The organism is Pseudomonas sp. MLB6B (assembly GCF_054508135.1).
This window is the reverse complement of the sequence record NZ_CP199313.1, coordinates 3,582,086-3,601,461: the sequence shown is the minus strand read 5'-3', so window position 1 is coordinate 3,601,461 and position 19,376 is coordinate 3,582,086. Positions and strand designations below refer to the sequence as shown.

The 19,376-nt window shown below is 65.8% G+C and carries 13 protein-coding genes; 1 reads left to right on the top strand and 12 read right to left on the bottom strand.

All coding sequences use genetic code 11. The features are described from left to right. Nucleotides 1–168: 168 nt before the first annotated feature. From ACSMEV_RS15950 to speB, 6 genes are all read right to left on the bottom strand, one after another. On the bottom strand, nt 169–1,602 hold the full coding sequence (locus ACSMEV_RS15950; protein WP_459206020.1) for an aldehyde dehydrogenase family protein: 1,434 nt from the start codon (nt 1,600–1,602) through the stop codon (nt 169–171). Between the two features lie 222 nt (nt 1,603–1,824). After that, on the bottom strand, nt 1,825–3,423 hold the full coding sequence (locus ACSMEV_RS15945) for a 5-guanidino-2-oxopentanoate decarboxylase (RefSeq protein WP_459206019.1): 1,599 nt from the start codon (nt 3,421–3,423) through the stop codon (nt 1,825–1,827). 76 nt (nt 3,424–3,499) lie between these two features. After that, nucleotides 3,500–4,879 carry a sodium:solute symporter family protein gene (locus ACSMEV_RS15940; RefSeq protein ID WP_459206018.1) on the bottom strand — a complete coding sequence of 460 codons (1,380 nt, stop codon included), beginning with the start codon at nt 4,877–4,879 and terminating at the stop codon, nt 3,500–3,502. A gap of 76 nt (nt 4,880–4,955) precedes the next feature. After that, nucleotides 4,956–6,449: a purine-cytosine permease family protein gene (locus ACSMEV_RS15935; protein WP_459206017.1), complete on the bottom strand. Its 1,494-nt coding sequence runs from the start codon at nt 6,447–6,449 to the stop codon at nt 4,956–4,958. Between the two features lie 171 nt (nt 6,450–6,620). Further along, complete coding sequence (locus tag ACSMEV_RS15930; RefSeq protein ID WP_459208364.1) at nt 6,621–7,010, bottom strand: YybH family protein; 390 nt, start codon at nt 7,008–7,010, stop codon at nt 6,621–6,623. 11 nt (nt 7,011–7,021) lie between these two features. After that, nucleotides 7,022–7,981 carry an agmatinase gene (gene speB, locus ACSMEV_RS15925; protein WP_296268515.1) on the bottom strand — a complete coding sequence of 320 codons (960 nt, stop codon included), beginning with the start codon at nt 7,979–7,981 and terminating at the stop codon, nt 7,022–7,024. A gap of 153 nt (nt 7,982–8,134) precedes the next feature. On the opposite strand from speB, the gene ACSMEV_RS15920 reads away from it, so the two are divergent. After that, nucleotides 8,135–9,040 carry a LysR family transcriptional regulator gene (locus ACSMEV_RS15920; RefSeq protein ID WP_459206016.1) on the top strand — a complete coding sequence of 302 codons (906 nt, stop codon included), beginning with the start codon at nt 8,135–8,137 and terminating at the stop codon, nt 9,038–9,040. Nucleotides 9,041–9,058: 18 nt separating this feature from the next. Here ACSMEV_RS15920 and ACSMEV_RS15915 read toward each other — a convergent pair whose 3' ends face one another. The 6 genes from ACSMEV_RS15915 to treZ form a co-directional block, all read right to left on the bottom strand. Further along, a complete protein-coding gene (locus ACSMEV_RS15915; RefSeq protein ID WP_459206015.1) occupies nt 9,059–9,853 on the bottom strand; it encodes an endonuclease/exonuclease/phosphatase family protein in 795 nt (264 codons plus the stop codon). A 65-nt stretch (nt 9,854–9,918) separates the two neighbouring features. Continuing rightward, nucleotides 9,919–12,066 (bottom strand): glycogen debranching protein GlgX, encoded by a 2,148-nt coding sequence (gene glgX, locus ACSMEV_RS15910; RefSeq protein WP_459206014.1) that lies wholly within the window; start codon nt 12,064–12,066, stop codon nt 9,919–9,921. 308 nt (nt 12,067–12,374) lie between these two features. Beyond that, on the bottom strand, nt 12,375–12,758 hold the full coding sequence (locus ACSMEV_RS15905) for a DUF2934 domain-containing protein (protein WP_459206013.1): 384 nt from the start codon (nt 12,756–12,758) through the stop codon (nt 12,375–12,377). A 20-nt stretch (nt 12,759–12,778) separates the two neighbouring features. Further along, nucleotides 12,779–15,556, bottom strand: coding sequence for a malto-oligosyltrehalose synthase (locus ACSMEV_RS15900; protein WP_459206012.1), 2,778 nt, complete (start codon nt 15,554–15,556; stop codon nt 12,779–12,781). Beyond that, nucleotides 15,553–17,622, bottom strand: coding sequence for a 4-alpha-glucanotransferase (gene malQ / locus ACSMEV_RS15895; RefSeq protein ID WP_459206011.1), 2,070 nt, complete (start codon nt 17,620–17,622; stop codon nt 15,553–15,555). The genes ACSMEV_RS15900 and malQ overlap by 4 nt, the downstream gene beginning before the upstream one ends. Then, nucleotides 17,619–19,361, bottom strand: coding sequence for a malto-oligosyltrehalose trehalohydrolase (gene treZ, locus ACSMEV_RS15890; RefSeq protein WP_459206010.1), 1,743 nt, complete (start codon nt 19,359–19,361; stop codon nt 17,619–17,621). The genes malQ and treZ overlap by 4 nt, the downstream gene beginning before the upstream one ends. Nucleotides 19,362–19,376: the final 15 nt, after the last annotated feature.

Sequence of the window (19,376 nt, the reverse complement as noted above, 5' to 3'; positions counted from 1 at the left end):
GACGCCCTGGTCGTAACGCCTCCTGATAATTTGAACCGCAGGAGGTCAGTCTATGGCGCGGCCCGGTAATCGTCGCCGCAGCGAGCCTTTTGCGATTGGGTCTGCAAAAAGCCCGCTTTGCGGGACATCGCAGTTGTCATCTTCGCTGCGACATCCTAGGCCTGTAAGTCACCTCAAGCACCGTGTCACATGCTTGACCGACTGGTACGCGCTCAACCCCCACGGTCCCAGCTCGCGGCCGATGCCGCTGCCTTTGGTGCCGCCCCACGACGTTTCCACGAACACCGCTTGCACCGAGTTGATCCACACATGGCCTACCTCCAGTGCCGCCGCGACCCGTTCGGCACGTTCCAGGTCGGCGCTGGCGACAGTGGCGACCAGACCGAAGCGGCTGTCGTTGGCCAGGGCGATGGCTTCGTCTTCCTGGCTGAAACGTCGGGCGCAGAGGACGGGGCCGAAGATTTCTTCGGTCCATAGGCGGCTGTCGGTGGGAACATCGGCATACAGCGTCGGCGCGACGAACCAGCCCGGCCCGTCCAGTGGCCGTCCCCCCGCCAGGCAGCGCAAGCCCTCTTGCTCGGCCACCGCAAAGTACTCACCCACCTTGTGCCACTGGGCTTGGCTGGTCAGCGGGCCCATGTCGATGTCCTGCTGCAGCGGATTGCCGACCCGCAGCGCGTCGAGCGCCTCGGCCAGGCGCGGCAGCAGCGCGTCGGCGATGCCGTCCTGCACCAGCAGCCGGGAGGTGGCCGAGCACATCTGGCCGGCGTTCCAGGCGATGCCGGCGACGATCCACTCGACGGCCTGTGCGACGTCGCAGTCGTCGAACACCAGGATCGCCGACTTGCCGCCCAGCTCCAGGGTCAGCGGCCGGCAGTGCTCGGCGGCGCTGTGCATCACGCGACTGCCCACGGCGTTGCTGCCGGTGAAGGAGAGCTTGTCCAGGCCGGGATGGGCGCCGAGCGCCGCGCCCACCTCGGCCTTGCCGCCGACGATGTTCAGCACGCCTGCGGGCAGGCCGAGTTCGTCGGCGATCTCGCCGTAGGCGAGTTCGATCAGGGGCGTGACCTCCGAGGGTTTGAGCACCACCGTGCAGCCCGCCGCCAGGGCAGGGGCGATCTTCCAGGCGCTGGTCACCAGGGGGAAGTTCCAGGGCACGATCAGGCCCACCACGCCGATGGCTTCCAGGCGCGTATGCGAGCTGAAGCCGGACGCCGCCAGCGCCACCGGACGGTTCTGCCGGTCGCTCAAGCCTTCGGCCAGGTCGGCGTAGTAGGCGAAGGTCGCCACGGCGTCGTCGAGGTCGACTTCGGCTTCGTGGCGGGGTTTGCCGTTGTTGCGCATTTGCTGTTCGATCAGGCTGGCGCCGCGTTCGCCGAGGGCCTGAGCGAAGCCGCGCAGGTAGCGAGCACGCTCGTCAGGCGCGGTGGTTTTCCAGGCCGGCAGGGCCTGGCGCGCTGCGGCGACGGCCTGGTCGACCTGCTCGGTGCTGGCGGCGCGCAGTTCGGCGTAGGGCTGGGCCGTGGCGGGGTCGAACGCGTCGATCACGTCGGCGCCTTCGCCAGCCAGCCAGCGGCCGGCGATGTAGTGAGGGGTGTTCATGGGGGCTCCAGTGGCCTGAGTCAGGCGCGGGGGTGGATGATGGACAGTGGAATGTGAGTGGGCGCGGCAGTAGATGACGGGCGGTGGAACGTTGCGAGCGCCTATGGGGCTGCTGCGCAGCCCATCGCGGCTGAAGCCGCTCCCACCAGGCCGCTCCAGTGGGGACTTTGTGGGAGCGGCTTCAGCCGCGATGGCCGGCAACGCCGGCCCAATGGCGGGATCTCAAGGCGCAAAAGGCGGCGCCTCGGCCAGCTCGATCAACAACGGCCGGTCGCCCGGCGCCTCGCGCAGCAACGCTTGCAGATGCGCATGGTCGCGCGCGCGCTCGGCCAGGCAACCGAAGCCACGGGCGATGGCGATGAAGTCCGGCGTGTAGATGTCGACGCCCACTGGGGTGATGTCGCGCCGCTCCATGTAGCGCTTGATCTCGCCATAGCCCTGGTTGTTCCACAGCAGCACGACCACCCCCACCCGCGCCTCCACGGCGCTGGCGAGCTCGGGCAAGGTGAACTGGATGCCGCCGTCGCCCATCAAGCTGATCACCGGACGCGTCGGCTCCGCAAGCTTGGCGCCGATGGCCGCCGGCAGGCCGTAGCCCAGGGTGCCGTAGCCGGTGGATGAGTTGGACCAGCGGCGCGGGCCGGCCAGTTCCACCAGGTGGTTGCCGCTGTACACCGTTTGCGTGGAGTCGCCGACGAAACGCGCATCGGGCAGCACCTCGAGGATGCAGTCGAACAAGCGCCGGTAGTGCGCCCAGCCGCTGAAATCCTCGGCCAGTTGGCGGCGCGCCGCTTCGGCGCGAACGGCGCCATCGCGGTCAGGCACTGCGCGCTCCGGCAGGGCGGCGAGCAGCGCTTCGATGGCAAGGCCTGCGTCGCTGTGGAGTGCCAGGATGGGTGAGTGGTTGCGGTCCAATTGCTCGGCATCGATATCTATTCGAATCAGCGCGCCGCCGATCCGGAAGCCGCCGTCGAACACCACGTCGTAGTCGGTTTCGCCCAGTTCGGTGCCGATGGCCAGCACCACGTCGGCGTCCCATGCCAACTGCCGCACTGGCAGCAACGACTGGTTGCTGCCCAACAGAAGAGGGTGATCGGGCGGCAGCAGGCCTTTGGCGTTGATGGTCAGTGCCGTCGGCGCGTCCAGGGCTTCGGCCAGCTGGCGCACCAGTGCCGGCTGCGCCACACAGCCACCGCCGATCAGCAGCAGCGGCCTGTGTGCTTCACGCAAGTGTTGCGCCGCCTGCTCGATGAGCGCGGGCAAGGGAGCAGGTGGCGTTGTGACCAAGCGTGGTTGCAGGTCCAGATGGTCGGCAGAGGCCGTAATCACATCCAGCGGCAACTCGATATGCACCGGCCGGGGCCGCTGGCCGTCGAACACCGCGAACGCCCGTGCCAGCACTTCAGGGAGTTCCTCGACTGCTAGCACGGTTTGGCTGAACGCAGCGACGCCCGCCACCAGCGCACGCTGGTCGGGCAGCTCGTGCAGGTAACCCCGGCCCTGGCCCAGCCGGTTACGCTCGTTGACGCTGGAGATCACCAGCATGGGGATGGAGTCGGCATAGGCCTGGCCCATGGCGGTGAGGATGTTGGTCATGCCAGGCCCGGTGATGATCAAGCACACGCCGGGCTTGCCGCTGACCCGCGCGTAGCCGTCGGCCATGAAGCCCGCGCCCTGCTCGTGGCGCGGGGTGACATGGCGGATGCCGCTGCCGGGCAGGCCACGGTACAGCTCGACGGTGTGTACGCCGGGAATGCCGAACACGGTGTCCACGCCCCAGGCCTGGAGCTGCTGGACGAGAAATTCTCCACAGGTGGTCATTGCGGTTTTCCTTTCAGAGTGGAACGCGGTGCCGGCGTCTAGCGGCCGACACCGCATGCGGCGGTCGACGCCGCCCTCAGGCGGTCCGGGTGGCGTGCACCTGCGGCCGGGTCAGCAGGCTGCCGACGACGAAGGCCAGCAGGCCGATGGCAAGGCTGTAGTAGATCGGCGTATTGGCCTCCAAGCCGTCGCGGAACATGAACACCAGCGCCGTACCGCAGCCCAGCACCATGCTCAGGATCGCTCCGGTGGTCGTCGCGCGCTTCCAGTAGATGGCGCCGAGCATCGGAATCAGGATGCCGCCGACCAGCAGGTTGTAGGCCAGGGTCAGGGCGCCGATCACGTCGCTGACCACCAGCGCCACGCCCAGCACCACCAACCCGGTGAGGAAAGTGAAGGCACGGGCCATGCCCAGGGTCGAGGCGCGGCCGTTGCGCAGTTTGGGCAGCAGGTCTTCGGTGATGGTGGTCGAGGCGGCCAGCAGACCGGCGCTGGCGGTGGACATCATCGCCGCCAGGGCGGCGGCGATCACCAGGCCGCGGATGCCATCGGGCAAGGCGCTCTGTACGATCGAGGCGAAGGCGTTGTTGGCATTGGCCAAATCCGGCAGCAGCACCTTGGCGCACATGCCGATCAGCGCGCCGACCAGGCCGTAGGCCACGCAGTACACCCCGGCCAGGCTGCCGGCCACCCGCGCCACGCCCTCGCTGCGCGCGGTGAATACGCGCTGCCAGATGTCCTGGCCGATGAGGATGCCGAAGAAGTAGATCAGGAAGTAGGTGAGGATGGTGTCGTAGCCGATGGTGGTGAAGCTGAACGCCGTATCGGGCAGCTTGGCCTGCAAGGCGTCCCAGCCGCCGACGCGCCAGAGGCAGATCGGCAGCAGCACGAACATCAGGCCCACGGTCTTGATCACGAACTGGACGATGTCGGTCAGGGTCAGCGACCACATGCCGCCGATGCTCGAATACACCACCACCACGCCACCGGCCAAGAGGATGGCGGTGACGAAGGGCAGGTCGAACAACACCTGCAGCACGGTGCCGCTGGCCAGGGTCGAGACCACGGCGATCATCAGCGCGTAGGCGAACATCACCACCGCGCTGGCCTGGCGCGCCATGGGCGTGTAACGGCGCTCGAGAATCTGCGTCACGGTGCTGATGCGCAGCTTGAGCAGGGGTTTGGCCAGGAACAGGTTGAGTACGATGATTCCCGCGCCCAGGGCTGCGCACAGCCAGAACCCGGAAATGCCGTGCACATAGCCCAGGCGTACGGTGCCGACGGTCGCAGCGCCGCCCAGCACCGTGGCGGCCATGGTGCCGAGGTAGAAGGCCGGGCCGAGGTTGCGCCCGGCCACCAGGTAATCTTCCTGGGTGCTTGCGCGGCGCATGCCGTACCAGCCGAGCAGCAGCATGCCGGCGGCGTAAAGGATCACTACGGAAATATCCAGGAGCATGGTGTTGTTCTCATTGTTCTGGAAGTAAGGGACACCGGGCGCAGCACGCCCGGTGCACGGGAAACCACAGATGCGCTCAGGCGATACCGGCGCTGTCGAGCGTCAAGCCGACGGGGCTTTTCTGCCGCACCCAGCGCGGGCCCAAGGGGCCGTAGACCTCGGCCGGTTCCGGGAACAGGTTGAGCAGCGCCAGGTACAGCAGCGCCGCCATACCCAAGGTGATCGGCAGGCTGACGTCGATGCCGCCGGCCGAGTCGCCCAAGGGGCCGACGAACTGGCCGGGCAGGTTGACGAAGCACAAGCCCAGTGCCGCGCTCGGAATCCACGCCCCCAGGCCGCGCCAGTTCCAACCGCGCTGGAACCAGTAGCGTCCGCCGCGCTCGCCGCGAGTGAACACTTGCAGGTCGTCGGCGTGGTAGTGGCCGCGACGCACGATCAGGCCGAGGATCATGATCACCATCCACGGGCTGGTGCAGGTGACGATCAGCACAGCGAAAGTCGATACGCTCTGTACCAGGTTGAAAGCAAAGCGCCCGATGAAGATGAAGGCGATGGCCGCCACACCGATCAGCAGCGTGGCCACCGCGCGGCTCAGCACCCGCGGGAACATGCTCGACATGTCCAAGCCCGTGCCGTACAGCGCGGTGGTGCCGGTGGACATGCCGCCGATCAGTGCGATCAGGCACACCGGCAGGAAGAACCAGCTCGGCGAAATCGCCAACAGGCCACCGACATAGTTGCTCGCTTCGATGTACTGCGGCGCCTGGGTAGCCACCAGCGTGGCCGTGCACAGGCCGAACAGGAACGGGATCAGCGTACCGGCCTGGGCTGCGACCACCGCCAGCATGATTCGGCGCTTGGGGGTATGGCGCGGAATGTAGCGCGACCAGTCGCCGAGGAAGGCACCGAACGACACCGGATTGCTCATCGCCAGCAGCGCCGCGCCGATGAACGCCGCCCAGAAACCGGTTTGTTCGATGCTCAGGGTGCCGGCATAGCCGGCGTCGAACGGCCCGGCGAAGGCCGCTACACCCAGCAGGAACAGCAGGCTCGACGCCCACACCGCGACCTTGTTGACCCACAGCATGATGCGAAACCCATAGATGCACACCGCCAGCACCAGCACGGCGAACAGTCCATAGGCCAAGCCCAAGGTCAGGTCGTTCTCGGGCAGGCCGACCAACCGCTTGGCGCCGCCGACCAGGGCATCCCCCGAACTCCACACCGACAGCGAGAAGAACGCCACGGCGGTGAGCAGGGAGAGGAAGGAACCGACGATGCGCCCATGCACGCCGAAGTGTGCGCCGGACGACACCGCGTTGTTGGTGCCGTTGAGCGCGCCGAACAGGCCCATGGGCGCGAGAATCAGCGCCCCGACCGCCACGCCCAGCACGATCGCCCAGACGCCGGCCTGGAACGACAGGCCGAACAGCACGGGAAAGCTGCCCAGCACCGCCGTGGCGAAGGTGTTGGCGCCGCCGAAGATCAGGCGGAAGAGGTCGGTGGGCGATGCATCGCGCTGGGCGTCAGGAATCCGCTCGACGCCAAAGGTTTCGATACCCGTACTCATGGTGTGTCTCCGGTGCCTGTCACGGTTCTTGTAAGGCCGGTTCAGGCTCACCGGCCTTTGTTATTCACCCCCGGCTTTTCGCAGGTGGGCGGTGTTACGGCAGTACGGCAAGGCCCCCGGGTGTGGGGCCGTGGCAGGCGCGGGAAGGGTGGCCCCGCGCACGCCGGAGGGTCAGCTCGAGCTCGGGGCCGACAAGTGCTCGTGGCACGCCAGCCAGCGTCCGGCTCGATGGCGGAACACGATGGTTTCGCGTTCTTGCAAATCGTGTTCCTGCCCATCCAGGTACAAGCGTGTCGCGACGTCATGGACGAAAATCGCCACCTCATCGCCTTGCAGGCTGATGAGCGCGCCACTGGAGCGACAGCCCAGCACGGCAAAGCCCTCCGTCTGCCACTGCTGCCAGAGCGCGCGATAGGCTTCGAGCGACAGCGGTTGCGGCTGGGTGTGGAACACGAAGGTGGCGTCCTCGCTGAAACAGGCGAAGTAACGCGCCGTGTCGTTGCTGGCGAAGGCCGCCACCAAGTCCTCGGCGGCGGCCTGCACCTCGGCTTCTCGGCCCATCGACGCGGTTGTCATCGACGCACCACGCCTGGCAGCACACAGAGCATTTCGTACAGCAGGTTGGCGCCGAGCAATGCGGTGTTGCCGGTGGTGTCGTAAGGCGGCGAGACCTCCACCAGGTCGCAGCCGACCAGGTTCAGTCCCTGGCAGCCACGGATGATTTCCAGCGCCTGGATAGTGGTCAGACCACCGACTTCCGGGGTGCCGGTGCCCGGCGCCCAGGCCGGGTCGATGCCGTCGATGTCGAACGACAGGTAGACCGGGCCGCCATCGACCTTGGCGCGCACTTCTTCCATCAACGGCGTCAGCGACTGGTGCCAGCACTCTTCGGCCTGCACCACACGGAAGCCCTGGTTGCGGCTCCAGTTGAAGTCGTCGGCGGTGTAGCCCTGGGCACGCAGGCCGATCTGCACCACGCGGTCGCTGTCGAGCAGGCCTTCCTCCTGGGCGCGGCGGAAGGTGGTGCCGTGGGCGATCTTCTCGCCGAACATGTGGTCGTTCACGTCCGCATGGGCATCGATGTGTACCAGGCCGACCTTGCCGTACTTCTTCTTCATCGCCCGCAGGATCGGCAGGGTCAGGGTGTGATCGCCGCCCAGGGTCAGGGGGATGATGCCGTGTTCGAGAATGCCGTCGTAGTGCTGCTCGATGATGCGCACGGTGTCGAGCAGGTTGAAGGTGTTGAGCGCCACGTCGCCGATGTCGGCGACGTTCAGCGAATCGAAGGGTGCGGCGCCAGTGGCCATGTTGTAGGGGCGGATCATCACCGATTCGGCGCGGATCTGCCGTGGCCCGAAGCGGGTGCCGGAGCGCAGCGAGGTGCCGATGTCGAGGGGGATGCCGACGAACGCGGCGTCGAGCCGGGCGAGTTCGTCCGGGCCCTGCACATGGGGCAGGCGCAGCATGGTGGCGATGCCGCCGAAACGCGGCATCTCGTTGCCGCCCAGGGGTTGGTGGAGGGAGTCGTCCACGGTGGGCCTCACAGATTTTATGGTTGTCGTAGGCCGATTCTGGAGACTGCGCAGGGTGCGACAAATCGCTGCGAGCAAATAATCAGTTCAGAGATTTCTAAACTATCGGGCGGTAGACTGGCGCTCACCGTGATTTTCGCCAGGAACGCCGTCATGTCGTCCGCCTTACCCGACCTCAAGCTGCTACGCATCTTCGCCAGCGTGGTGCGCAACCAGGGCTTCGCCGCCGCGCAGCAGGAATTGAATCTGTCTACTTCGGCGATCAGCACCTACATGAGCCAGCTGGAGACGCTGCTTGGGGTCGCCCTGTGCCACCGCGGGCGCGGCGGCTTCAGCCTGACCGTCAAGGGCGAGCTGTTCCTCCAGGAGACCTTGCGCATGCTCGCCGAGCTGCACGAGTTCGAGCGCTACGCTGCCTCGTTGAAGGGCGAGCTGCGCGGTACGCTCAACCTCGGCGTGCTGGACTCCACCGTCAGCGATCCGGCGTTGCCGCTGGCCGAGATCATTGGCGCCTATACCCAGGAACACCCGGCCGTGCACCTGCACCTGGCCGTGCTGAGCCCGGCCGAGTTGCAACTGGGCCTGCTGGAAAACCGCCTGGACCTGGCCATCGGTGCCTTTTCGGTGCGCACCAGCGGTCTCGTCTACCAAGCGTTGTACAGGGAACAGCACTGGTTGTACTGCAGCGACCGGCACCCGCTCTACACGCAGACGCGCATCCCCGCCGAGGTGATCGCCCAGCAGCGCATGGTCGGGCGCGGCTACTGGAGCCAGACCGAGCTGGCGCGGCATGGCTTCAAGCACAGCGCGGCCACGGTGGAATCGATGGAGGCGCAGCTGATTCTGGTGCTGTCGGGGGCCTATATCGGCTATTTACCAGAGCACCATGCCCAGCAATGGGTAGAGCAGAAGCGCTTGAAAGTCCTGCTGCCCAATACCTTCGGCTACCAAGCGCCCTTTACTACGGCGATCCGCCGTGGGCGATCGAGGGAACCGTTGATCCAGAGCTTTCGCGACCGGATCAAGGCGCAATCGGGCAAAGACGCAGCAACGTTCTAAGAGCGGTTTCGCAACGGTTTAGAAGTGCACTTCCACCGCCAACGGCAAATGGTCCGACAGATGCGTCCACGGCCGATGGCCGAGGATCTTCGGCGCGTGGCTCTGCGCGTTGCGCAGGTAGATGCGGTCCAGACGCAGCAATGGCAGGCGCGCAGGGTAGGTGCGGGCCAGGCGGCCATGGTGGCGCTCGAAGGCCTCGTGCAGGTCGCGCTGCAAATGCAAGGTGCGGTTACCGTGCAACTGCCAGTCGTTGAAGTCGCCGGCGACGATCACCGGGGCGTCGGCGGGCAGGGAGTCGAGTAGGGTGCGCAGGAGTTTGAGCTGCTTCTGCCGATGGCTTTCAAGCAGCGACAGGTGCACGCAGATGGCATGCACCGGCTGCGGGCCAGGCACATCGAGCACGCAATGCAGCAAGCCGCGGCGCTCGGGGCCGGTGATCGACACGTCGAGGTTGCGGTGTTCGAGGATCGGGTATTTGGACAGCAGCGCGTTGCCATGGTGGCCGTCGGGGTAGACCGCGTTCTGCCCATAGGCAAAATCGCTCCACATGCTGTCGGCGAGGAATTCGTATTGCGAGGTGGTAGGCCAGCCTGGATGGCGGGCGGCGTGTCGGTCATGGCTGCCGAGCACTTCCTGTAGAAACACCACGTCGGCTTGGGTGCTGCGCACCGCTTCGCGCAGCTCCGGCAGGATGAAGCGCCGGTTGAACGCGGTGAAACCCTTGTGGGTGTTGACCGTCAGGACCCGCAGCCGGTGTACGGCCGGGGTCTGATCGGGAGAGGCGAAACCCGTGACGTCGGCTTCGTGGTTCACACATCCTCCTGAACTGCCGTAGGGGCGGGCAGGTACTGATTCGGACCTGGCCGCCCCTACGGGGTTCAGTCTTCCTCGCGCTGCAAGGCGAACAGCACCAGCGAACGGCCCGTCACTTCGTACTCGGTGTCGAATTGCAGTGGCTTGCCCTTGCGCAGCTTCGGCTGGTCGGTGTCGATCAGGCAGGTCCAGTGCTCGCCCTGTGGCACGGCAGGCAGCTTGAAGTTGACGGTGTCGTGGTGCGCGTTGACGATCAGCAGCACCGTGGCGTCATCGCCCGGACGTTCGATGCCGCTGACCTGCGCACGACCGTCCATCAGCAAGCCCACGCAGCGCCCATTGGCGTCTTCCCACTGCTCGACGCTCATCTCGTTGCCGTCGGGCGCCAACCAGGTAGCGTCCTTGACCCCGAGCGCTTCGTTGTAGTCGCCCACCAGGAAGCGCGAACGGCGCAGCACCGGATAGGTAGTACGTACGCGGTTCAGGCGCTTGACGAACGCCAACAGGTCTTGGCCTTCTTCGTCCAGATCCCAGTTGATCCAGCCGATTTCGCTGTCTTGGCAATAGGCGTTGTTGTTGCCGTGCTGGGTGCGGCTGAACTCGTCACCAGCGACGATCATCGGCGTGCCCTGGGAGAGCAGCAGCGTGGCGAAGAAGTTGCGCATTTGCCGCATGCGCAGTTCTTTGATGTCCGGGTTCTCGGTCGGGCCTTCCTCGCCGCAGTTCCAGGACATGTTGTTGCTGCTGCCGTCCTGGTTGTTCTCTTCGTTGGCCTCGTTGTGCTTCTCGTTGTACGACACCAGGTCGCGCAGAGTGAAGCCGTCGTGGGCTGTGATGAAGTTGACCGAAGCGTACGGGCGACGGCCACGGTTGTTGAACAGGTCGCCGGAAGCGGTGATGCGTGCGGCGAAATCGGCGAGCTGGCCTTCGTCGCCTTTCCAGAACGAGCGCACGGTGTCGCGGAACTTGTCGTTCCATTCGGCCCAGCCGGGCGCGAAGTTGCCCACCTGGTACCCGCCCGGGCCGCAGTCCCAAGGTTCGGCGATCAGTTTCACCTGGCTCAGCAGCGGGTCCTGGCGGCAGGCCACGAGGAAGCTGTGGCGTTCGTCGTAACCGTCGTGGTAGCGGCCGAGGATGGTCGCCAGGTCGAAGCGGAAGCCGTCGACGTGCATTTCACCGGCCCAGTAGCGCAGCGAGTCGGTGACCAGTTGCAGCACGCAGGGGTGGCTGAGGTCGAGGGTGTTGCCGGTGCCCGAGTCGTTGATGTAGTAGCGCTTGTCGTCGGGCATCAAGCGGTAGTAAGAGGCGTTGTCGATGCCGCGCATGGACAGGGTCGGGCCTTTCTCGTTGCCTTCGGCGGTGTGGTTGTAGACCACGTCGAGGATCAGCTCCAGGCCCTTGTTGTGCAGGTGCGCGACCATCTCCTTGAACTCGGCGATCTTGCCGTTGGCCAGGTACGTCGGGTGCGGCGCGAAGAAAGCGATGGTGTTGTAGCCCCAGTAGTTGTTGAGGCCCTTGTCGAGCAGGTGCTGGTCGTTGACGAAAGCGTGGATCGGCAACAGTTCGATACTGGAGACGCCCAAGTCCTTGATGTGCTTGAGCAGGTCGTCGTTGGCCAGGCCGCCGAAGGTGCCGCGCAGCTTCTCGGGCACCGAGGGGTGCTGCATGCTGATGCCACGGGTATGGGCTTCGTAGAACACGGTGCTTTCCCACGGCACCTGCACGCGCTCGTCGCGGCCCCAGGTGAAGGCCGGGTCGATGACCTTGCACTTGGGCACGAAAGGCGCGCTGTCGCGTTCGTCGAAGGTGGTGTCTTCTTCGCCCAGGACATAGCCGAACAGGGCCGGGTCCCATTTCAGTTCACCGACCAATTGCTTGGCATAGGGGTCGATCAGCAGTTTGTTGTGGTTGAAGCGGTGGCCGTTCTGCGGCTCGTACGGGCCGTATACGCGGTAGCCGTAGACCATGCCCGGGTGGGCGTCGGCCAGGTAGCCGTGGTAGATCTCGTCGGTGTACTCGGGCAGCTCGATGCGCTCGAGTTCGTTTTCGCCGGTCGAGTCGAAGATGCACAGCTCGACCTTGGTGGCATTGGCCGAGAACAGGGCGAAGTTGACGCCCAGGCCGTCCCAGGTGGCACCGAGCGGAAAGGGCATGCCTTCACGAATGCGCGAAGGGGCGACGGAGCGGTTTTTCTTCGGAGTACGTTGGGTCATGTCAGGTCTCGGGTGGCCAAAAAAAGTGACGGAGCAGCGCTACTGGCCTCCACGCCAATGGGTCCGTTCTCCAAGGAGTCGGACCGTTTAGCGAGTGATGCCTATACCGGGGTATCGCGGGGCGGGACCGTGGACCGGCACCGCTTGGCTTTGCACGGAACGTGCAGGAGATGATCGTGCTGGGGGTAAACAGGCCAAGCGTGACGTCCTGGGGATAGGACGCGACGCCTGTCGTTTCTGACCTGTTTACCGCTTTGCCTGACCGCCGCTGTGCGACGTTGCGTGCATTGCCGGAGACTGTCGGGCGATCACCCGGCAGAAGGTTTCTTCGCTGCGCGGGGTTTCTTCGCAGCTGGCGCTTTGGCAGGGGCAGGTTTGCTGGCCGAAGACTTGGCAGCCGACGATTTCGCCGCAGGTGCCTTGCCAGAAGTCGTGCTTTCGGCACCTGGCAGGGCGGCGCTCTTGGCGACGCTGGCGGCCTTGGCCGCGGCTTTTGGTGCCTTGTCCGCATCGGCGGCGGCCTTGCCTTTGGCACTGGCCCCTTTGCGCGGCTTGGCCTTGGGCGCTACCGCCTCGGCTTCTGCCAGCTTGCGGGCCATGTTCCAGTGACGCTCGTCTTCGCCGTGGGGTTGGCCCTCGGACTCCCAGATCTGGTAGGCGAACTCGCGGATACGTTTGTCTTCAACACTCATCACGATGCTCCTGGCTGCGCTTAATCATGTTCGATCAACAGATTGACCGGAAACTCGGCTAGAACGGCGCTCAACTTCAGCTCCTTAGTAGGGCTGACAGCGCTGTTTCCGAAAAGTCCCGAGCAAGTGGTGGAAGACAAGGCGAACGGCAAAATCACCCGCGTATCTTCCCAGGCATGGGCGGGGATCAACGGCGTGTCGGCGTGCTCGCCCAACAGGCTCGCCGCCAGGCGCGGCAGCACCACGACGGCGCGTTCGCCCTCACCGACGCGGGCGAACGCCATGACCTTGTCGGCATGCTTGCCTTCGACCGGCAGCGGCTGGTAGTCGCCGCGGCGGAACAGCTCGGGGTGCGCGCGGCGGCAGTCGAGTACGCGCGCGATCAGCGCTTGCTTGATGCGCCCGTCGCGCCAGTGCGCGACCAGTTCGGACAGCGCGGCGCTGTCGTCCAGGCTGGCGCGGCGGGCGGCATAGTCCACCGGGCGGCGGTTGTCGGGGTCGACCAGGGTCAGGTCCCAATACTCGTTGCCCTGGTAAAGGTCCGGGACACCGGGCACGGTCATGCGCAGCAAAGTCTGCGTCAGCCCGTTCAAGGCGCCTGGGGTGGAGATAGCCTGCGCGGCACTCTCCAGCGACTGGCGCAGCTCGGCGTGCTCGCGGCCTTGCAGCAGTTGCTCGGTGTAGCCGGTGCAGACCTTCTCGTAGTCTTCGTTGGGCGCGTTCCAGCTGCTGCGCAGCTTGGCTTCGCGCAGGGCCTTCTGCTGCCACTGCTGGATGCGCTCGATGTAGCTCGACACTGCGGTGCTGTCGTTCAGGTCCAGGTCCAGCGGCCAACTGCCCAGCAGCAGCTGGAACAGCATCATTTCGTCGCCCGGGCTCGGCACCGGGCCTTCGGCATCTTCCTTGCGCAATCCGCTGGCAAGCTCGCGCCAGTGTTCGATCCGCTCGGCCAGCCATGGGCCACGCTCGCTGAGCACGGCCAGGCGTGCGCGCACGTCTTCCCCGCGCTTATGGTCGTGGGTGGCGGTGGCGAGCAGGTTGTCGGGGAAGTCACGCAGCCGGCGCTTGGCTTCTTCGTGGAACTCATCGATCGGCGCGCTGAAGCGTTCGGCTTCGAAGCCCACATCGTTGCGCGAAAGCAGGCGCGCCGAACGGTAGAAGGCAGTGTCTTCCACGGCTTTGGCGGCGCTCGGCGCAGTCAGTTGCTGGAAGCGCACACAGGCATGGCGCAGCTGCTTGCGCGCCTTGCCCACCGGCAGCGAACGCCAGCGCTGGCCGCCAAGCCACTGTTCGAGGTGGCCGAGCACCGGCCAGTCGGCCTCGGGCAGCGTCTGGCGCGCGTCGTTGAGCGCTTGTTGGAAGAACGCCTCGTCTTCACTCGGACGGCCGCAGGCGTTGATGTAGGTGCGGTACACCGAGTAATGCTCGACCAACGCCTGCACACCACGGCGAATGGCGCCGAGGGTGAGGTCGCGGGTCATCAGGTCGTTGCGGGCGACTTGCAGCAGCGCTTGGGCGACCGATTCGAAGTCGCCGGCCAGGCTTGCGTTGAGTACCAGGCGGCGCGCCTGGCGCACTTCTTCGGGGAATTCGGGGCGTTCGCTGACGCGCTGCCATAGCTCGGTCAAAGGCGCTTCGCCAGCCGGGTCGTGCTGGGCCAGCGACACCTGGTTCATGAATTCGTAACCGGTGGTGCCGTCGGTGTTCCAGTCGCGGTGCAGGTGTTCGCCGGTGCCGAGGATTTTCTCCACGTAGATGGGAAAGTGTTCGACCGCCGTCTGTACCGGGCGTGCGGCGAGCAGGCTATTGACCCGACGGCGCAGCTTGCGGCAATAGCCACGAGGGTCGGCCAGGCCGTCGATGTGGTCGATGCGCAGGCCGTCCACCAGCCCGCGTTCGATCAGCTCGAAGAGTTTGGCATGGGTGGCTTCGAACACGCTGGCGCGTTCGACGCGCAGGCCGCCCAGTTCGTTGATGTCGAAGAAGCGCCGCCAGTTGATGTCGTCGGCGGCGGTGCGCCAGCTGGCCAAGCGGTAGGACTGGCGCTCCAGCAGCGCGTGCAGGCGCTGCAAACCGGCTTCGCTGCGCGCATCGAACAGGCGCAGCACGGGGTCCAGACGCGCGCCGTCGGCATGCAGCTGCGACAGTTCGGCCTGCAGCGGCTTGGCCGCCTCGAGCGGATCTTGCGCCTGGCGCAGGGCGTCGAAGCGCTCGGCCAGGGCTTGCAGTTCGCTGACTTCGCTGTGCTTGAGCACCTGGCCGTAGTCGAGCGGGCAGATCGGGAAGCGGTGTTCGTGGTGCGCCACCTCCAGACGGCCGTGCTCGGCGTCGAAGGTCAGCGGCAGTTCGCCTTCCTTGAGGGCTACGCCGTAGTCGTTGCCCAGGAACGGCAAGAGCAGTTGCCCGGCCAGCAGCGGGTCGTTGGAGTTCCACTGGATGTCGAAGAACTCGGCATAGGGGCTGCGACGGCCCCAGGCCAGCAGGCTCTGCCACCAGGGGTTGTCGGCACCGCCGACGGCCATATGGTTGGACACGGTGTCGAGGATCAGGCCCATGCCGTGTTGCCGCATGGCCGCCACCAGCCGTTCAAGGGCCGCTTCGCCGCCCAATTCCGGGTTGACCTGAGTCGGGTCGACCACGTCATAGCCGTGCCGGGAACCGGCGCGGGCCTTGAGGATGGGGGAGGCGTAAAGATGGCTGATGCCCAGTTGAGCGAAGTAGGGCACTAGAGGAACGGCGTGATCGAGGGTGAAATCGCTGTGAAATTGCAGGCGTACGGTCGCAGTCAAGGGCTTCATCGGTCGCGCTCCCACGCGTTATTGCGGGCCTTCGCCAGCAGTTGCAGACGCCGGAAGGCGTCATCATCGTCCAGCAGTTGTTCGGTGTTGAGGTCGAAGCGGCGGCGCCAGTTGGGATGGCCTTCGGTGGTGCCGGGCAAGTTGGGTTGTTCGTCGACGCCGAGCAGGTCTTCGAGCGGCAGCAGTACCAGCGGTGCGCGGGTTTCGCCGACGAACTGGATAGCGGCGTCGATCAGGGCTCTGTCATCGGCCAGAGGGCCGTAGTCGGCTTCCAGCAAGCGGCGCAGACCTGCGCATTCCGTGGCGCGGTCTTCGCGCCATTGCGTTTCGGCATCCTTGTCGACCAGACCCAGGCGGCTTTGCCAGTCGATGTCGCGGCTTTGCAACCAGCCGGCCAGCGGTGCCAAGTCGTGGGTGCCCGTGGTGGCCAGGGCGTTGTCCGGCCAGTCCTGCTGTGCAGTGAAACGGCCAGGGCCGTTCTGTTCGAAGGGCAGCACACGCATGCCCAACACGGCCTTGTCGGCCAGCTGCTCACGCAGGCCGTCCGGCACCGTACCCAGGTCCTCGCCGAGCATGATCGCCTGGTGACGTACCGACTCCAGGGCCAGCAGGCGCAGCATGTCCTCGAACGGGTAATGCACGTAGGCGCCTTCGCGCGGCGAAGCCCCGCGTGGAATCAACCACAGCCGGCGCAGGCCCATCACATGGTCGATGCGCAGGCCGCCGGCGTGGGCCAGGTTGGCGCGCAGCATTTCGATGAATGCGCGGAAACCGTTGCGTCTCAGGCCTTCTGGCGAGAAGCCGCAAATGCCCCAGTCTTGTCCGGAGCGGTTGATGATGTCGGGCGGGGCACCGACGGTGAGGTCGGCGAGCAGTTCGTCCTGTCGGCTCCAGGCCTGGCTGCCGGCGCCGTCGGCGCCTACTGCGAGGTCGGCGATCAGGCCGACCTTCATGCCGTTGGTGCGCGCCGCCTGCTGGGCCCGTTGCAGGCTGCGGTCGGCCAGCCACTGGCAGAACACCTGGAACTCGACCCGCGCCGGGTAGGTGTTGGCGAAGGCTTCGACTTCGGCGTGGTAGGGGTCGTGCCAGGCTTTCGGCCAGCGCCGCCAGTCGGCACCCAGGCCTTGGTCGACTGCCTCGGCTTGCAGCACTTCGAAGCGACAGTGATGCTCCAAGGCTTCGCCGCCAGCGGCGCGGAAGCTGTCGAAATCGGCCCGTAGCGGGTGTTGGCCTTGGCTGAAGTCCTTATACAAGGCCTGCAACAGGCGCTGGCGCATTTCGGCCGCGCGGGGCCAATCGACCAAGGGTTGCTGTTCCAGTTCATGCAAGGCGTCTGCCAGGCCCTCGGCTTCGATGGCAGCGCGCACCTCGCGTTCACCTAGCAAGGCGGCGGGGCTGGCATAGAGGGTGTTGAGCAGCAGACGGCTGGAGGGGGAATAGGGGCTGTAGTGCTCCTGCTCGAAGGCCGACAGCGCATGGATCGGGCTGATCGCCAACGCGTCGGCACCGCGCTCGGCGGCGCTGCGCGCCAGTTGTTCGAGCGCCAGGCAGTCGCCATAGCCACCGTCGCCTGGGCGGCGCAGGCTGTACAGCTGCGCCGCTAAGCCCCAGCAGCGGGCTGGCGCCTCTTCGACGGCGTCGTCCAGGCTGTAGCAGCGCGCAGGCGCGACGGCCACGGTCAGCGAGCGGCCGTCGACCTCGACCTGGTGGTAACCCAGCGGCAAGTCGTTTGGCAGATCGGCCTGATCACCCAAGGTGCACTCACGGACGTTGCCGCTTTCGTCGGTGCACCGCGCCGTGCTGCCAGCAGGAAACCAAGGCTGCAACGGCAAGGCGTGGCCAATGTCACATGTGAGCAGTTTAGGCAATGCCTGAAGGTCTTGTTGGCGTTCCAGTGCGGCCAGGCTTTCGTTGACTTCGGCGGTATCTTGCGCTGGATGCCCCAAGGCGCTGAGCACACCGCGCAGCACTTCGTCGCTGACTTGCTGAGGGCGGTCGTTGGCATCGGTCCAGTCCCGGGCGATGCCGACCCGTGCGGCCAATTGATGCAGGGCGTGGTCGCTCATGCGCTCTCCGAAACGGTAGGAATCAGGCTGACGACGCAGCTGTAGGCTGCCAACGACGAGTCGGAATGCGTGGTGTCGCCACTGTCGAACAGGCGTACGCCCGGGCCGGGCAGCCCGATGTCGACGGCGCTTTTGCCCAGGTTGAGGTCGATGCGCAGCTCCTGGCCGTTACCCAAACGCCAGCGCGCGCTGACGGCCTTGTCGGCCAGCACGCTGCAACCGAGCGAAGTGGTGCCCGGCAGATGCGGCACGATCAGCCGATGGCGCAGTTCCAGTAGTTGCTGATACAACCCGGGCCAGCCGGCGATGACGTCGTGACTATCGGGGTTGGAGGCCTGGAACGTAGCCAATGCATTGGGATCGGGAATTTTTTCCCGCGTTTCCGGGTTCGAGAAGGCGGCGAAATGTTCGAACTCGCCGCGTCGACCTTCGCGCACTGCGTCGGCCAATTCGTCGTGGAAGTCAGTGAAGAACAGAAACGGCGCCCGGCTGCCTTGCTCGTCGCCCATGAACAGCAACGGGATCATCGGTGACAGCAGCAGCAAGCCAGTGGCAGCGCGCAATGCGGCGGGCGGGGTCAGCCGGGTCAGGCGTTCGCCCAAGGCGCGGTTGCCGATCTGGTCGTGGTTTTGCAGGAACAGCACGAAGGCGCTGGGCCGCAGATGGCCGCTCGGTTCGCCGCGGGGTTCGCCATGGCGGTTGGCCTGGCCCTGGAACACGAAGCCTTCCGACAAGCAACGGGCCAACTGCTGGGTCGGCGCGTCCTTATAGTCGGCGTAATAGCCTTCGGTCTCGTCGGTGAGCAGCACGTGCAGAGCGTTGTGGCCGTCGTCGTTCCACTGCGCATCGAAGTGCTCTTCGAGCAGGAACGCCTGGTTATGTTCGTTTTCCAGCACCAGCCACACTTGGCGGTCGCCTTGGGTTTCGTTGCGTACTCGCTCGGCCAGCTCTTTGAGGAAATCCGGTGAGTCGATGGCGTGGACCGCATCCAGGCGCAGGCCGTCGATACGGTAGTCCTGCAACCACATCAAGGCGTTCTGGATGAAGAACTCGCGGACCGCCGGCTGCCGGAAATCGATGGCCGCACCCCAGGGGGTCTTCTTGTCTTCGTTGAAGAACGAACCGGCGTATTCGTGCAGGAAGTTGCCGTCGGGGCCGAAATGGTTGTAGACCACATCGACCATGACGCTGATGCCCAGGCCGTGGGCCTTGTCGACCAGCGCGCGCAGTTCTTCGGGCGTGCCGTAGCTGTGCTGGGCGGCGAAAGGCAGTACGCCGTCGTAGCCCCAGTTGCGATCACCAGGGAACTGACCGAGCGGCATCAGCTCGATGGCGGTGATGCCGAGCTTGGCCAGGCGTTCCAGATGCGCACCAACGCCCTGGTAACCACCTAGCACGCCTACGTGGACTTCCTGGATGACGGCGGTGTGCCAAGGACGGTTGGGGTAGGGATGCTGCCAGTGGTAGGCCTGGGTGTCGACGACTACGCTGGGGCCGGTGACGCCTTCTGGTTGATAGCGCGACGCCGGGTCGGCGACGTTCAGGTCATGGTCGATCTGGTAGCGGTAGTGCTGGCCGGCGGTGCAAGGCACGGTGCCTGCAAACCAGCCATCTTCTTCAGGTGTGAGCTCGAAGGGCGCTTGCCCCTCGAGCACTACGTTCACGTGACGCGCGTCTGGCGCCCAGAGGGCGAAGCGCGCGGACGTGGCGTCCAGCAGGTGTGCGCCATGTCTGTGCATCTTCGGATCTCCGGA

Coding starts and splice junctions, on each gene's coding strand:
- ACSMEV_RS15905 (WP_459206013.1), bottom strand. CDS start 12,758: ATGAGTGTTGAAGACAAACGTATCCGCGAGTTCGCCTACCAGATCTGG.
- malQ (WP_459206011.1), bottom strand. CDS start 17,622: ATGAGCGACCACGCCCTGCATCAATTGGCCGCACGGGTCGGCATCGCC.
- glgX (WP_459206014.1), bottom strand. CDS start 12,066: ATGACCCAACGTACTCCGAAGAAAAACCGCTCCGTCGCCCCTTCGCGC.
- treZ (WP_459206010.1), bottom strand. CDS start 19,361: ATGCACAGACATGGCGCACACCTGCTGGACGCCACGTCCGCGCGCTTC.
- ACSMEV_RS15940 (WP_459206018.1), bottom strand. CDS start 4,879: ATGCTCCTGGATATTTCCGTAGTGATCCTTTACGCCGCCGGCATGCTG.
- ACSMEV_RS15900 (WP_459206012.1), bottom strand. CDS start 15,556: ATGAAGCCCTTGACTGCGACCGTACGCCTGCAATTTCACAGCGATTTC.
- ACSMEV_RS15920 (WP_459206016.1), top strand. CDS start 8,135: ATGTCGTCCGCCTTACCCGACCTCAAGCTGCTACGCATCTTCGCCAGC.
- ACSMEV_RS15930 (WP_459208364.1), bottom strand. CDS start 7,010: ATGGGCCGAGAAGCCGAGGTGCAGGCCGCCGCCGAGGACTTGGTGGCG.
- ACSMEV_RS15935 (WP_459206017.1), bottom strand. CDS start 6,449: ATGAGTACGGGTATCGAAACCTTTGGCGTCGAGCGGATTCCTGACGCC.
- ACSMEV_RS15945 (WP_459206019.1), bottom strand. CDS start 3,423: ATGACCACCTGTGGAGAATTTCTCGTCCAGCAGCTCCAGGCCTGGGGC.
- ACSMEV_RS15950 (WP_459206020.1), bottom strand. CDS start 1,602: ATGAACACCCCTCACTACATCGCCGGCCGCTGGCTGGCTGGCGAAGGC.